This is a genomic window from Niveispirillum irakense DSM 11586 (genome assembly GCF_000429645.1).
In the GTDB taxonomy this organism is placed as follows: Bacteria; Pseudomonadota; Alphaproteobacteria; order Azospirillales; family Azospirillaceae; genus Niveispirillum; species Niveispirillum irakense.
This window is the reverse complement of sequence record NZ_AUCG01000023.1, coordinates 57661-70466: the sequence shown is the minus strand read 5'-3', so window position 1 is coordinate 70466 and position 12806 is coordinate 57661. Positions and strand designations below refer to the sequence as shown.

The 12806-nt window shown below is 63.0% G+C and carries 10 protein-coding genes and 2 pseudogenes; 3 read left to right on the top strand and 9 right to left on the bottom strand.

What is annotated here, in order from left to right; genetic code table 11:
• Nucleotides 1-167 precede the first annotated feature (167 nt).
• Nucleotides 168-491, bottom strand: coding sequence for a nitrite reductase small subunit NirD (nirD, locus tag G473_RS0112630; protein WP_035707087.1), 324 nt, complete (start codon nucleotides 489-491; stop codon nucleotides 168-170).
• A 5-nt stretch (nucleotides 492-496) separates the two neighbouring features.
• The gene (gene nirB, locus G473_RS0112625; RefSeq protein WP_029013393.1) at nucleotides 497-2977 is read right to left on the bottom strand and encodes a nitrite reductase large subunit NirB; all 2481 of its coding nucleotides are present in this window, start codon (nucleotides 2975-2977) and stop codon (nucleotides 497-499) included.
• A 688-nt stretch (nucleotides 2978-3665) separates the two neighbouring features.
• On the opposite strand from nirB, the gene G473_RS0112615 reads away from it, so the two are divergent.
• The 3 genes from G473_RS0112615 (at nucleotide 3666) to G473_RS26720 (ending at nucleotide 6882) form a co-directional block, all read left to right on the top strand.
• A complete protein-coding gene (locus G473_RS0112615) occupies nucleotides 3666-5036 on the top strand; it encodes a NarK family nitrate/nitrite MFS transporter (RefSeq protein WP_029013391.1) in 1371 nt (456 codons plus the stop codon).
• A 245-nt stretch (nucleotides 5037-5281) separates the two neighbouring features.
• Entirely contained in the window at nucleotides 5282-5869 is a 588-nt protein-coding gene (locus G473_RS0112610) for an ANTAR domain-containing response regulator (protein ID WP_029013390.1), read from the top strand.
• Nucleotides 5870-5871: 2 nt separating this feature from the next.
• The gene (locus G473_RS26720; RefSeq protein ID WP_051330230.1) at nucleotides 5872-6882 is read left to right on the top strand and encodes a CmpA/NrtA family ABC transporter substrate-binding protein; all 1011 of its coding nucleotides are present in this window, start codon (nucleotides 5872-5874) and stop codon (nucleotides 6880-6882) included.
• 37 nt (nucleotides 6883-6919) lie between these two features.
• On the opposite strand, the gene G473_RS0112600 is transcribed toward G473_RS26720, so the two are convergent.
• The 7 genes and pseudogenes from G473_RS0112600 to G473_RS31220 form a co-directional block, all read right to left on the bottom strand.
• The gene (locus tag G473_RS0112600; protein WP_029013389.1) at nucleotides 6920-7393 is read right to left on the bottom strand and encodes a hypothetical protein; all 474 of its coding nucleotides are present in this window, start codon (nucleotides 7391-7393) and stop codon (nucleotides 6920-6922) included.
• Nucleotides 7394-7463: 70 nt separating this feature from the next.
• Nucleotides 7464-8342: an alpha/beta fold hydrolase gene (locus tag G473_RS0112595; RefSeq protein WP_051330229.1), complete on the bottom strand. Its 879-nt coding sequence runs from the start codon at nucleotides 8340-8342 to the stop codon at nucleotides 7464-7466.
• 12 nt (nucleotides 8343-8354) lie between these two features.
• Nucleotides 8355-8990, bottom strand: coding sequence for a cysteine hydrolase family protein (locus G473_RS0112590; protein WP_029013387.1), 636 nt, complete (start codon nucleotides 8988-8990; stop codon nucleotides 8355-8357).
• A 97-nt stretch (nucleotides 8991-9087) separates the two neighbouring features.
• A complete protein-coding gene (locus tag G473_RS0112585; RefSeq protein WP_029013386.1) occupies nucleotides 9088-9732 on the bottom strand; it encodes a response regulator transcription factor in 645 nt (214 codons plus the stop codon).
• 82 nt (nucleotides 9733-9814) lie between these two features.
• A complete protein-coding gene (locus G473_RS29300; RefSeq protein WP_051330228.1) occupies nucleotides 9815-11863 on the bottom strand; it encodes a PAS domain-containing sensor histidine kinase in 2049 nt (682 codons plus the stop codon).
• Nucleotides 11860-12201, bottom strand: a pseudogene (locus G473_RS31225) (response regulator transcription factor); the annotation flags it as partial. The gene G473_RS29300 and the pseudogene G473_RS31225, both read right to left, overlap by 4 nt.
• A 9-nt stretch (nucleotides 12202-12210) precedes the next feature.
• Nucleotides 12211-12714, bottom strand: a pseudogene (locus tag G473_RS31220) (alpha/beta fold hydrolase); the annotation flags it as partial.
• Nucleotides 12715-12806 lie beyond the last annotated feature (92 nt).

Genomic DNA, 12806 nt, shown 5'->3' with positions numbered 1-12806 from the left:
GAGGAAGCGCGAGGGTCGAGACAGACAGAGCCGCTTGCTCTTTCCTGCTTTCCCCGCGGAAGCGGGGATCCAGGGCCATCAGAACAACGCTTTGGCGCCCTTGGCCCCTGGACCCCCGCTTTCGCGGGGGAGGCAAATAAAAAATTGAAGACGGAAGACGACCCCCCCTACCCCACCAACCCCAACAGCACCCGGCCGCCTTCCACCCGCACCGGGATATGGCCGGTGCAGCCTTCATCCGGGCCGGTCGCCTCCCCGGTGGCAAGGTCGATCACCCAATTATGCAATGGGCAGGTCACGGCATGGCCATGCACAATGCCTTCCGACAAAGGCCCCTTCTTGTGCGGGCATTCATCGCGCAGGGCGAAAACCTGATCGTCGATGGTGCGGAATACGGCGATGCGGCCAGCCGGGTGTTCCACCCGCCGCGCGCCCTGCACCGGAATGTCGGTGAGCTGGCCGATATCTTTCCAATCAAGCGGACGGTGCATGATGGTCACTCCACAGTAGCAAGCGTGCGGAAATCACGGGCGGCGGCGGCCGTACCGGGGGCGCGTTCGGCCCAGGGGTCGACCTGGGCATGGCGCTGGCTGGCCAGGAACCGTTCATGCAGGGCACGGCGGTTCTCTGCGTCATCCACGACGCGGGCCTTGACGAAATCCAGCCCCACCCGCTCAATCCAGGGGGCGGTACGTTCCAGATAATGCGCCTCTTCGCGGTAGAGCTGCATGAAGGCAGCGCAATATTCCTGCACCTCCTCTTCCGTCGTCACCTTGGCCAGCAGGTCGGTGCCGCGCAGCTTGATGCCACCATTGCCGCCGACCAGCAGGTCAAAACCGCCATCGGTGGCGATGACGCCGAAATCCTTGATGGTGGCTTCGGCACAGTTTCGCGGGCAGCCGGAAACGGCCATCTTGAACTTGTGCGGCGTCCAGGAACCCCAGGTCATGCGTTCCAGATTGACGCCGACCTCCAGCGATTTCTGCGTACCAAAGCGGCACCAGTCGGACCCGACGCAGGTCTTCACCGTGCGCAGCGACTTGCCATAGGCGTGGCCGGAGACCATACCCGCCGCGTTCAGGTCTGCCCAAACGGCGGGCAGATCATCCTTTTTCACCCCCAGCAGGTCGATGCGCTGGCCGCCTGTCACCTTCACGGTGGGGATATCGAACTTCTCCACCACATCGGCGATGGCGCGCAACTCGCTGGCATTGGTCAGGCCGCCCCACATGCGCGGCACGACGGAATAGGTGCCGTCCTTCTGGATATTGGCGTGGACCCGTTCATTCACGAAGCGGCTGGCGGCGTGGTCGACATATTCACCGGGCCAGGAGGCCAGCAGATAGTAATTCAACGCCGGGCGGCAGGAATGGCAGCCATCGGGTGTCTTCCATTCCAGAGCCTGCATCACATCGGGGATGGATTTCAAGCCCTGCACGCGGATCAGGCGGCGCACGCTGTCATGGTCATGGTCGGTGCATTTGCACATCGGCTTGACGCCGGCGGCCTGATAATCCCCGCCCAGCGTATGGGCCAACAGCCCTTCCACCAGACCGGTGCAGGAACCACAGGATGCCGACGCCTTGGTGCAGGCCTTCACTGCATCCAGCGTGGTCAGGCCCTTCTCATTGATCGCTTTGACGATGGTGCCCTTGCAGACGCCGTTGCAGCCGCAGATTTCCGCCGTATCAGGCAGCGCCGCAACGGCGGCGGTAGGGTTTGCCGCACCGCCTTCCGACGGGGCGAAACCCTGGCCGAAGATCAGCGTATCACGCAGGGGCGACACATCCTCCCCCGCCTTCAACAGTTGGAAATACCAGCCGCCATCCCCGGTATCGCCATACAGCACGGCCCCTTTGATGCGGCCTTCTTCCAGCACGATCCGCTTATAGATGCCGCGCCCGGCATCGCGGAACACGATATCTTCGGTCCCCGGCCCGCCGCTGAAATCCCCGGCGGAGAACACATCCACGCCGGTGACCTTCAGCTTGGTGGAGGTGACGGAACCGGCATAGCCAGCGCCCTTGCGCCCGGCCAGATGGTCGGCCAGCACCTTGGCCATCTCAAACAGCGGCTGCACCAACCCATAGCAGGAACCGCGATGCTGCACGCATTCACCCACGGCCATGATGGCGGGGTCGTTCGTCACCATATGGTCGTCGACCAGGATGCCGCGCCCGACCTCCAGCCCGGCAGCCGCCGCCAGCCTTGTATCCGGGCGGATGCCGACAGCCATCACCACCAGATCGGCAGGCAGTTCCCTGCCATCCTTCAACGCCACGCCGGTCACATGGCTTTCGCCCAAAATGGCGGCAGTGTCGGCCGCGGTCAGCACACTCAGCCCGCGCCGTTCCAGTTCCTTGGCCAGCAGATGGCCGGCAGAGGCATCCAACTGGCGTTCCATCAGATGGCCAGCCAGATGCAGCACCGTCACATCCATGCCGCGCGCCTTCAGCCCGACGGCGGCTTCCAGCCCCAGCAAGCCACCACCAATCACTACAGCATGGCCACCCTTGGCGCTGGCGGCCAGCATGGCATCCACATCATCCACATCGCGGAAGGTGACAACGCCGGGCAGGCGGGCACCGGGAATGGGAATGACAATGGGCATGGAGCCGGTGGCGATCAGCAGCCGGTCATAGGGGCATTCCAGCCCGGATGTGGCGATGACGACCTGCCGCTGGCGGTCGATCATCTCCACCGCATCGCCAGCATACAAGGTAATGCCGTTGTCGCTGTACCAGTCCCGATCATTGATGACGATCTGGTCGAAGGTCTTTTCCCCCGACAGCAGCGGCGACAGCATGATGCGGTTGTAATTGACCCGTGGTTCAGCGCCAAAGACGCTGATGTCATAAAGGCCGGGGGCCCGGTCCAGCAATTCTTCCACGGCGCGGATACCGGCCATACCGTTGCCGATCACGACAAGGCGGGGCTTGGGGGCGCCGTCGGGGGGAGAAGAATGGTTGGTCGTCATGTCGGTCCATCCTCGCTCGCGCAAAAAATGCGCAATAAAAAAGGCGTCCGACCATGCAGCCGACCCGTTGGGGTCAATCACATGTTCGGACGCCATTATCCGGTGGGGCCCGGCCTTGGGCACCCTATGTCGCCACCCCTTCCAGGGCAGCAGGGGCCAGCAGCGTTGCCGGCCTGCCCTGATCTTAGCGAAAGCCGTGCCAACCGGGGGGCCGGACACTAAGCATTTGATAAGGCTTGATCCTTAGAATGGGAGGTTTGCAGCAGGGCCATGAACACGGGTGATTATTGCGCAAAATCAAGGCACCTGCTGATGGAAGCCTTTAATTTGTGCAACAGCGAACAGGCCCCCCTTGCACCGATCTGGAACCGAAGGCGTGATTATCCTTATCTATCAACCCCCTACTGCATTGCACCGGAATTGGCATGACCGTTGCTGAATACCCAGCACTCCCGACGCAGGGAGAGACACGACATCGTCCAATGGCGGACGACCAGGCAATGGCGCCTGAAACCGATCACACGGCCCCCCGGCCGGATCGGCGACAGGTGCCTTATCGCATGGCCGCCCGCAGCGTGGATGATATCGTGTTGGATATCGTGACGGTGCGGATGGCCCGACGGGTGAACTCAAGCGGCCGCGCGCAGACAATCAAGCGCCAGCGGCCCGGGACGTAGGGGCTCGCACGATGGAAATCCGGCATAAAGCAACGCGCATCGATCTGTTCTCCTTGAAGACAGTGCAGATGCGCGCCTTTCACCTGACGTGGTTCGCGTTTTTTCTCTGCTTTTTCGGCTGGTTCGGCATCGCCCCCCTGATGGCGGTGGTGCGCGACGATCTGGGCCTGACCAAGGCCCAGATCGGCAATACCATCATTGCCTCGGTCGCCATCACCGTGCTGGTGCGGTTGTTGATCGGGCCGCTTTGCGACCGGTTGGGGCCGCGTAAAACCTATACGGGGCTGCTGGTTCTCGGCTCCATCCCGGTCATGTGTATCGGGCTGGCCCATTCCTATGAAACCTTCCTGCTGGCCCGGCTGGCCATCGGGGCCATCGGTGCCTCTTTCGTCATCACCCAGTACCATACCTCGGTGATGTTCGCGCCCAATGTGGTGGGCACGGCCAATGCCACCACGGCGGGTTGGGGCAATCTGGGCGGCGGGATCACCCAGATGGTGATGCCACTGATCATGGCCGCCATCGTGTCGCTGGGCGTGGAACAGACCATGGGCTGGCGGCTGGCCATGGTGGTGCCGGGGCTGGTGCTGCTGGTCGCTGCCTGGCTCTACTGGAACTTCACCCAGGATTGCCCGGAGGGCAATTTCGCTGAACTGCGGTCCAGCGGTGCGCTGGCTGCAGGGCGCGACGGGTTGGGCGGGATGCAGAGCTTCGCCGTGGCCGCCCGCGATATCCGCGTCTGGGCCCTGTTCATCGCCTATGGTGCCTGCTTTGGCGTGGAACTGACGTTGCACAATATTGCGGCGATCTATTTCTTCGACAAGTTCAAGCTGGATCTGGCCACCGCCGGCATGATCGCCGGTCTGTTCGGTGCCATGTGCCTGTTTGCCCGCACGCTGGGCGGCTATGTCTCTGACCGGCTGGCGACGAAATCCGGCCTGCGGGGCCGGGTGCTGCTGCTGTTCGCCGTGCTGTTCCTGGAAGGGCTGGCGCTGATCCTGTTCTCCCAGATGGGGGTTCTGGTCGCCGCCGTGGTGGCGATGATGCTGTTCTCCATCTTCGTGCAGATGGGCTGCGGTGCCACCTTCGGCATCGTCCCCTTCATCAACCGCAAGGCACTGGGGGCCGTGGCCGGCATTGTCGGGGCTGGCGGGAATATGGGTGCAGTGGCGGCCGGATTCCTGTTCAAATCAGAAAGCCTGACCTATCAGCAGGGGCTGTTTTACCTGGGCATCGGCGTCACGGTGGCCTCTTTCGCGGCACTCGCCATCCGCTTCTCGCCTGAAGTGGCGGCGGAGGAGAAGCGCCGGCTGGAAGCGGCATTGGCCGAACGGGATGCGGCGACGCGGCAGACGGGGGCTGTGGTTGTAGCGGCGGAATAAGGGGGATGGGGTAGCGTCGGTGGGTGCCACCCCGTACACAGATAGCCCATCATCACCGTCACCCATGCTGCGGCCGGGGTCCAGATTGCCAAGCACTTCGCTCTACGAACTGGACCCCGGCCTTCGCCGGGGTGACGGTAGAAAAAGGCAAAATACTTCCCCTCAAGTCATCCTTATCTTACTGCACCCGGAAACCTTTACGATCTCCGCAAACACCCAAATAAACAGGCGCCAAAAAACCAACCATGGGCAATGCCGATCTTTCCATCCTGATCATTGATGGCAGCCCCGACCGGGCGGCGGTGGTGGAGCGTGGGCTGGTGGAAGCCGGCTGGGTGCGCGTTTCCACCATCGGCCCTTCGGTCAATCTGCTGGCCCGCATCCAGGCGCTGGCCCCGGATGTCATTATCATCGATCTGGAAAACCCGGACCGCGACACGCTGGAACAGATGTTCCAGGTCAGCCGGCTGGTGCAGCGACCCATCGCCATGTTTGTGGACCAGAGCGACAGCCAGATGATCCATGCCGCCATTGAGGCCGGCGTCAGCGCCTATGTGGTGGATGGCTTGCGGCAGGACCGGATCAAGCCGATTGTGGAAACGGCGGTCAGCCGCTTCAACGCCTTTGACCGGCTGCGCCGGGAACGGGACGAGGCGCAGGCCAAATTGCAGGACCGCAAGCTGGTGGAACGCGCCAAGGGCCTGTTGATGAAAAACCGCGGCCTGTCGGAAGAGGATGCCTATACGCTGATGCGACGCACAGCCATGAAGCAGAACCGCAAGCTGGCCGACATTGCCCAGAGCGTCATTACCGCGTTCGAGATGGAGTTGTGAGGATGGCGGAGATCGTCAAGCTGGGCTTTGCGCCCCTGGTGGATTGCGCCATTCCCGTTGTCGCGGCGGAACGTGGCTTTGCCACCGCTGAAGGGATCGACCTGGTGTTGGAACGCTCAAATTCCTGGGCGGCCCTTCGTGACAAGCTGGCCTTCGGATTGGTGGATGGTGCCCATCTGCTGGCACCCCTGGCCCTGGCCATGCACCGTGGGATCGCCGGGGTACCCGCGGTGCCGCTGGTGGTGCCGGTGACCCTGGGCCTGGGGAATAATGCCATCACCTTGTCGGCATCCCTGTATGCTGCCATGGTGGCCACAGCGCCGGAGATCATGGCCGGGCCGCCCGCCCAGACGGCAAAGGCACTGCGACCGATCATTGATGCCGGTCGCCGGGCAGGCCGCCCGCCCTTGTCATTCGCCATCGTCTTCCCGTTCTCCTCCCATCATTACGAGTTGCTGACCTGGCTCAGCAATGGCGGGATCGACGCGGCCAGGGAAGTGAATATCGGCATTGTCGCACCGCCACGCATGGTGGAAAGCCTGACCCAGGGCTGGATCAATGGCTATTGCGTGGGGGAACCCTGGAACAGTCTGGCGGAAGAACGGCGGATCGGCACCATCGTCGCCTCCAAGGCCGATCTTCAACCCGGTGGTGTAGAGAAGGTGTTGGCGCTCCGCGCCGACTGGGCCCGGCAGAGCCGAGACCGCATAAGGGCGCTGATACGCGCCATGATCCGGGCGACGGACTGGTGCCTTGACCCCGAAAACCATATGGAATTGGCGCGGCTGCTGGCCGAACCTTTCTATGTCGGCCTTCCGGCAGAACTGATCGCGTCAACCTTGGCAAAGACCGGCACCACCAGCTACCAGTGCCGGCCAGACCAGGGACAGGCTGTAAGCCTATTGGCAGACATGGTTAAAGCCGGTCAACTGGATCAGCAGGATATGGAAGATTCAGCTTGGCTCGCCTCTGTGTGGGATGCCCACTATTACGATCTCTCGTTGGAAGATTGACGGCTGTTGCCAGAACCGGGCCGGTCCCGTCGCATAATCAGGCCAATAAAGACCCCCGCCGGGTGGAAAGCCAACCCAGGGCCCCAAACGCCAGCAATAGCACCCCCTGGGCCAACACGAATGGCGGCTCGCTGCCCCTGGGAGCAAGATCGCTCAAGGGGCCGACTTTCTGGAAGGCCTGCACCACGGCGACAAAGCAATTAAGGTATAGCGCGATAACTGCCGTCACAATGTAGGTCAGGGACCAATGGCGACGGTGAGCGACAAGAGCCACGATCAGAACCACCAGAGACACACCACCGACGCCCAGCGCCGGGGTGAAGGCCGTGATCGGGAACATGAAACCCGTGACGGTAGTAACAATGGTGGTGACAAGGAACACCGCGTTCATCCGGCCCAACCACCGGCCCCCAACGGCGGCCAGCAGCCAGACTAGCCCCGTGGCGATCCCGATCAGGGAGATGATGACATGCAGAAGCGTAAAAGCCTCGATCGACAATCCAAGCAGCATTTTCCCCTCCACGGATAAGCCCGCCGGTCAAAATCTCTGGCAGCCGTTACCAAGTGACCGCCAGCGCCACTCAGGCCGGACGCGGATTGTTCTTTACGAAGCTGGCAATCAAATCGGCGCTCAGTTCCGGATATTGGTGCTGGGGGCCGTGGCCGCTGTCGGGCCAGGTGGCCACGAACAGGGTGGGCCAGAGGTCGTTCATGGCGTACCAGTTTTCCACTGGGAACATGATGTCATGGTCTCCCGACAGGGCCAGCACGGGAATGTCTGTGGCGCGGTAGAAGGCCTGATACCTGCCATCGGGATCGGGAAAGGGCGTGGTCGGGTCAGAGCTTTCGATCACCGACTGGATCATCACGGCAGGCGGGGTGACGGCGTCCACCACCATGGACCGCGATGCGATGCGCACCACGGAGGCGTCGCCCGCCGCACGGGATCGAGCGCTGTCCGGTTCAAAGAACAGGATATATTCCTCCTCCATTCCGTATTCCGGCTTGAAGGCGGTTTGCAGGAACAGCGGCTCCTGCGCCTTGACCATCAGGCCGGGCGGCATGGTACCGATGGCAAGCACATGGCTGACCTTGGCCGGATGAAGGGCGGCGAAGACCTGGGCCGCGAACCCACCCAGCGACCAGCCGGCAATGACCACGCGACCGAGGCCCAGCGAGGTGACCAGATCGTCCACATCGCGGGCCATGTCCGTCTTGGCATAGCTGGGTTTGCCGGTGGAGAGGCCAAGGCCGGAATAATCGAAGATTGTAACAGTGAAATTCCGGGCCAGCAGGTCCAGGAACAGCGGGTCCCAGCTATCCATCGTGCCCCGGAACCGGATACAGAGGATAAGGTCGGGTCCATGCCCGAAGCGGCGATAGGCCAGGTGGCGCCCGCCCACCTCCACAGTGCGGTTGGGCGCGGTCAGGGCGGTGTGGTCGAAGGACAAACTATCCATTTCCAGCTCTCCTCAGATGGTCGGGATGGCCAGGGCGGCCAGCAATTCGGCGGCGGTCACGATGGCGTGGGCATAGGTGGGGCCGTTGATTTCGTGCGCTGCGCGCATGGCCTCAGGACTTGCCGCGGCGGTGGCGTCACGGACCAGGGTGACGTGGTAGCCAAGCTCCACGGCATAGCGGCCCGTGCTTTCGATGCAGGTATTTGCGATCAGCCCGATCAGGATGACGCGGCTGATGCCCTTCTGCTTCAGCAGAAAATCCAGGTTGGTGTTGGCGAAACCGCTGGAACCCCAATGTTCGGTGGCCACCAGATCGCCCGGCTGCGGCGCGAAATCAGGAAACCATTCCCCTCCCCAGCTACCTGTTTCAAATACCTTGCGTTGATATCCCCCCAGCAGATAGGGGTTGGGATGGTCCCAGCCGTCTAGATCGCCGTCTTTCCAGCGGTGGTGCGGAACGATGATGACGGGCAGGCCGGCGCCACGGGAGACGGCGACAACCTTGCGCAGATTGTTCAGCAGGCCCAGTTCCGTGGCCACGGACGCGACCATGGGCCAGAGCTTGCCTTCCGGCGCCAGGAAATCATTGTACGGATCAACGAACAGCAGCGCGGTGCGCGCCCTGTCGATTGGCTGGGTCGCCGACATCGGGATGTCTCCGGTGATCGCTTGGTCCCGTGGATCGGGGTGCCGTTACGATGCGCCGGTTGATGGCGTTAACCAATTGTCCTTGGATGTGCCCCGCTCATACCTGCGTATAGGGGGTGTTGCCCGTGGGGCTGACCAGCTTCAGTGACTCTGCCATACGCACCAGATCGGCCAGAGTCCGGGCGCCCATCTTGCGCATGGCGGCACCGCGATGGATCTTCACCGTGATCTCTGACAGGCCCAGATCGCCTGCCACCTGCTTGTTCAGCCGGCCAGCGGTGACCAGGGCCATCACCTGACGTTCCCTTGGCGACAATGTTTCGTAAAGGGAACGCAGATGGTCAGCCGCGTCCCGTGCCACCCGGCTGCTGCGGTTCTGTTCGATGGCGGCGGAAACGGCATCCAGCAGGTCCTGTTCTCGGCAGGGTTTGGGCAGGAAATCCACGGCACCGGCCTTCATGGCCCGCACGGACATGGGAATATCGCCATGCCCCGTCATGATGATGACGGGCAGGCAGATCCCCAGTCCCTGAAGCTGCGCCTGGAATTCCAGACCGCCGATACCGGGCATGCGCACATCCAGCAACAGACAGCCGGGTGCATCCGGGCGGGGCGTATCAAGGAAACACCGCACGCTTTCATGGGCCATGGCTTCCAGCCCGACGGAGCGGAACAGGCTGCAGAGCGACAGACGCAGCGAGGCGTCGTCGTCGATGATATGGACGATGGGATTAGCCGTCATCGGCGCCGCTCCGGAGAATGACAATGAGAAGTTAAGCCATTGAAACAACGAGAGCAAGAGGCGTGGAGAGAAGCACCGGGCCTTAGGCGTCCGCCGTGATTTCCGCCACCGATGGCAGGGTGAAACTGAACCGGGCCCCCTGGCCGTCCGCGCGGTTTCCCGCCTCGATATTGCCGCCATGCGCCTCGATGATCGACCGGCAGACCGCCAGCCCGATACCCAGCCCCTCACGCTTCGTCGTGAAGAAGCTCTCGAACAGGCGGGGGGCCGTGATAGAATCCAGCCCCGGACCATTATCCTCTACAGTTACACACAGTCCGGTGACGCCAACCGGTGCCACACTGATCGACAGGCGCGGCGCCGGTGCCTTGGCCTCCGCCATGGCCTGCAAGGCGTTGACCGCCAGATTGACCACGACCTGCTGGATCTGGATACGGTCGGCCGATACCAGTGCCGACCCCGGCGCCGCGCTGAACCACAGTTCCACCTGCCTGGCCTGGAATTCGTGCCGCAGGAAATGCGTCGCCTCCTCCACCAGTTCATTCAGGTTGAGGGGGGCATGGTCCGCGCGGCGGTTGGCGGCCATGTCGCGCACCCGTGCGATGATGCCGGCCGCGCGCTGCGCATCGGACACGACACGACCGGCCAGATCGCGCACCTCGTCCAGGTCGGGCTGCGCCCGGTTCAGCCAGCGCAGGCACGCCGCACCGCTGGTGGCGATGGCGGCCAGCGGCTGGTTGACCTCATGCGCGATGGAGGCCGCCATTTCACCCAACATGGCGACGCGTCCGGCATGGGCCAGTTCCGATTGCATCTGCTCCACCTTCGCCAGCGCGGCGATGCGGTCGCTGATATCGATGAAGGCAACGATATTGGTGCCCCGTTCCCAGGTGCTTGGCGGAAAGGCCACCGTGTAGAGCACGTCGATCTGTGTGCCATCCAGGGCGTCGACCTTGGTTTCCTCTGAATAGCCCGCCTCCCCGTTGAGGCGGGCCAGAACGGTCCGGCGCACCGTCTCCGGCCGGGTGCGCCAGAAACCTTCGATGGGGATCAGCATGTCCTCGCGTCTTTGCGCACGGAACAGGCGCTGCGCCTCGGGATTCACCTCGATCGCCCTGGTCTCGCGCAGGATGTCCTGGATAAAATCGAGATCGACATCCATCTCGCTGCGGGGCGGTGGCTGGTTGGCGTAGCGGGCGGACAGCCGGTCATTCATATAGCGCATGTCGAGCTGACCCAGCGCCACGGGCATATGATTGAACAACTCGCGATAGCGCCGCTCGCTGCGGCGTGTTTCTTCTTCCGCCTGCTTGCGCTCGGTAATGTCGATCACGCCGACCAGAACATGGCCCCTGCCCTTATGTTCTTCCGGCCAGCAGACGGTGAACAGCACGTCGATGGGTTGGCCATCCAGCCGGGTGAGGGTGGTTTCCGTTGCGTAGCGATCCTGACGCCGCACGGCGGCGATCAGGCTTTCCGCGAAGACGTGGCGGCTTTGTGGGGGAAAGCACCAGGCGACATGGCCGCCGACAATCTCCTCCCGACGGGTGGCGCCGAACAGGGAGATGACCTTGTCATTGACGTCAATCACCAGAACGGCGCGCATGGCCTCGACCACCCAGTCCGGGTTTTCCGCCATATAGCGGGGCAGGTCGGTGACACCCGACGCCATCAGGCTGCCGATCATCATGCGCACGCGGCTGAAATCCATCTCCCAGAAAGCCGCGGCCATGGCCTGAAACAGGTTCCGGTAGCGATGCGCCGCCAGCCGCGTTTCCTGTTCCAGGGCGTTCAGCGCCGAGATATCGCGCCCGGTTTCCACGATATCGACCGGCAGCCCGCCCGCATCACGGCGCAGGGTCCAGCGCACCTCCACCGACAGGTCGCGCCCACCAGCGGTATGGCGCCCCACCTCGCCCTCCCAGGTGCCAACCGCCAGCAGCCGTGCTTCGATATCGGCCATCGGGAACAGATGGCGCGTCCCCAGCAGATCATGAACGTGTTGCCCCACGGCCGTGGTGGCCGGCACACCGTAGAGCCGTTCGGACGCCCGGTTCCAGGCCGTGATGTGCCCCCGCATGTCGCGCACGATCAGGCTTTCGGAAATCAGATCTGCGATATCGTCTGTCATACGGCCCCCATGGCGGCCGCCAGACTTTCCGCAAGTTCCTGCGCATCAAACGGCTTCTGAAGAACGCGGGACGGGTTTGCGGCCGCGGCGCGATCCAGCAGGATACGTTCGGTGCGCGCCGTCATCAGGATGACGGGTAAATCCGGCCGCAAACCCGCCAGTGACAGCCGCAAGTCGATACCGGACATCCCGGACATCTGGATATCGCTGATTACACAATCAGCCCCGGCTAAATCCGCGCCGGCGAGGAATTCTTCAGCGGAACCATAGGCCATGGCGCGATAGCCGTATGAACGCAGGAGATTTTCCAGGGCAGCGCAAAGCGATGGATCATCGTCGATGACACAGACGAGCAAGGGGCTGGACACTGGGCGTCCTTCCATGAGCTTAAACGGACATGATGCTGGCATGGGCCCGACGCCAGCGAAATCATATTTAGGTGTTAGCGAATGGTATTCGCGGCCGCCCCAACCCCAAAGTCGCTGGCCATATACCGCGCCCCTGATCGGGTTGGGATATGCGTGCCGGTTCAGGCCAACGCCACATGTCGATAGGCGCTGCCGTGCCTCTCGGCGATGGCGAAGCCGGGGCTGGTCCAGTGATAGCCCAGCATGCGCAGTTTCTCCGCCCACGCGGCCCGGTTCGGCACGGGCCACATAGCGCCCGACCTCGCCGCCGCCGGTGGAATGGCCGACATGGATGGCGCCCTTCAGGTCCAGCGCGGCGGCCAGCGCCTTCACATCCTCGGCATAGGTGTCCATCTCATTGCCGGTATCGGTTTGGTTGGAACGCCCGTGGCCGCGCCGGTCATGGGCGATAACCCGAAAGCCATGGACCAGGAAAAACAGCATCTGCGCATCCCAGTCGTCGGCCGATAGCGGCCAGCCATGATGGAATACGATAGATTGGTCTCAACAGGTGCCAAGCCTGCCGAGGCTGCCCT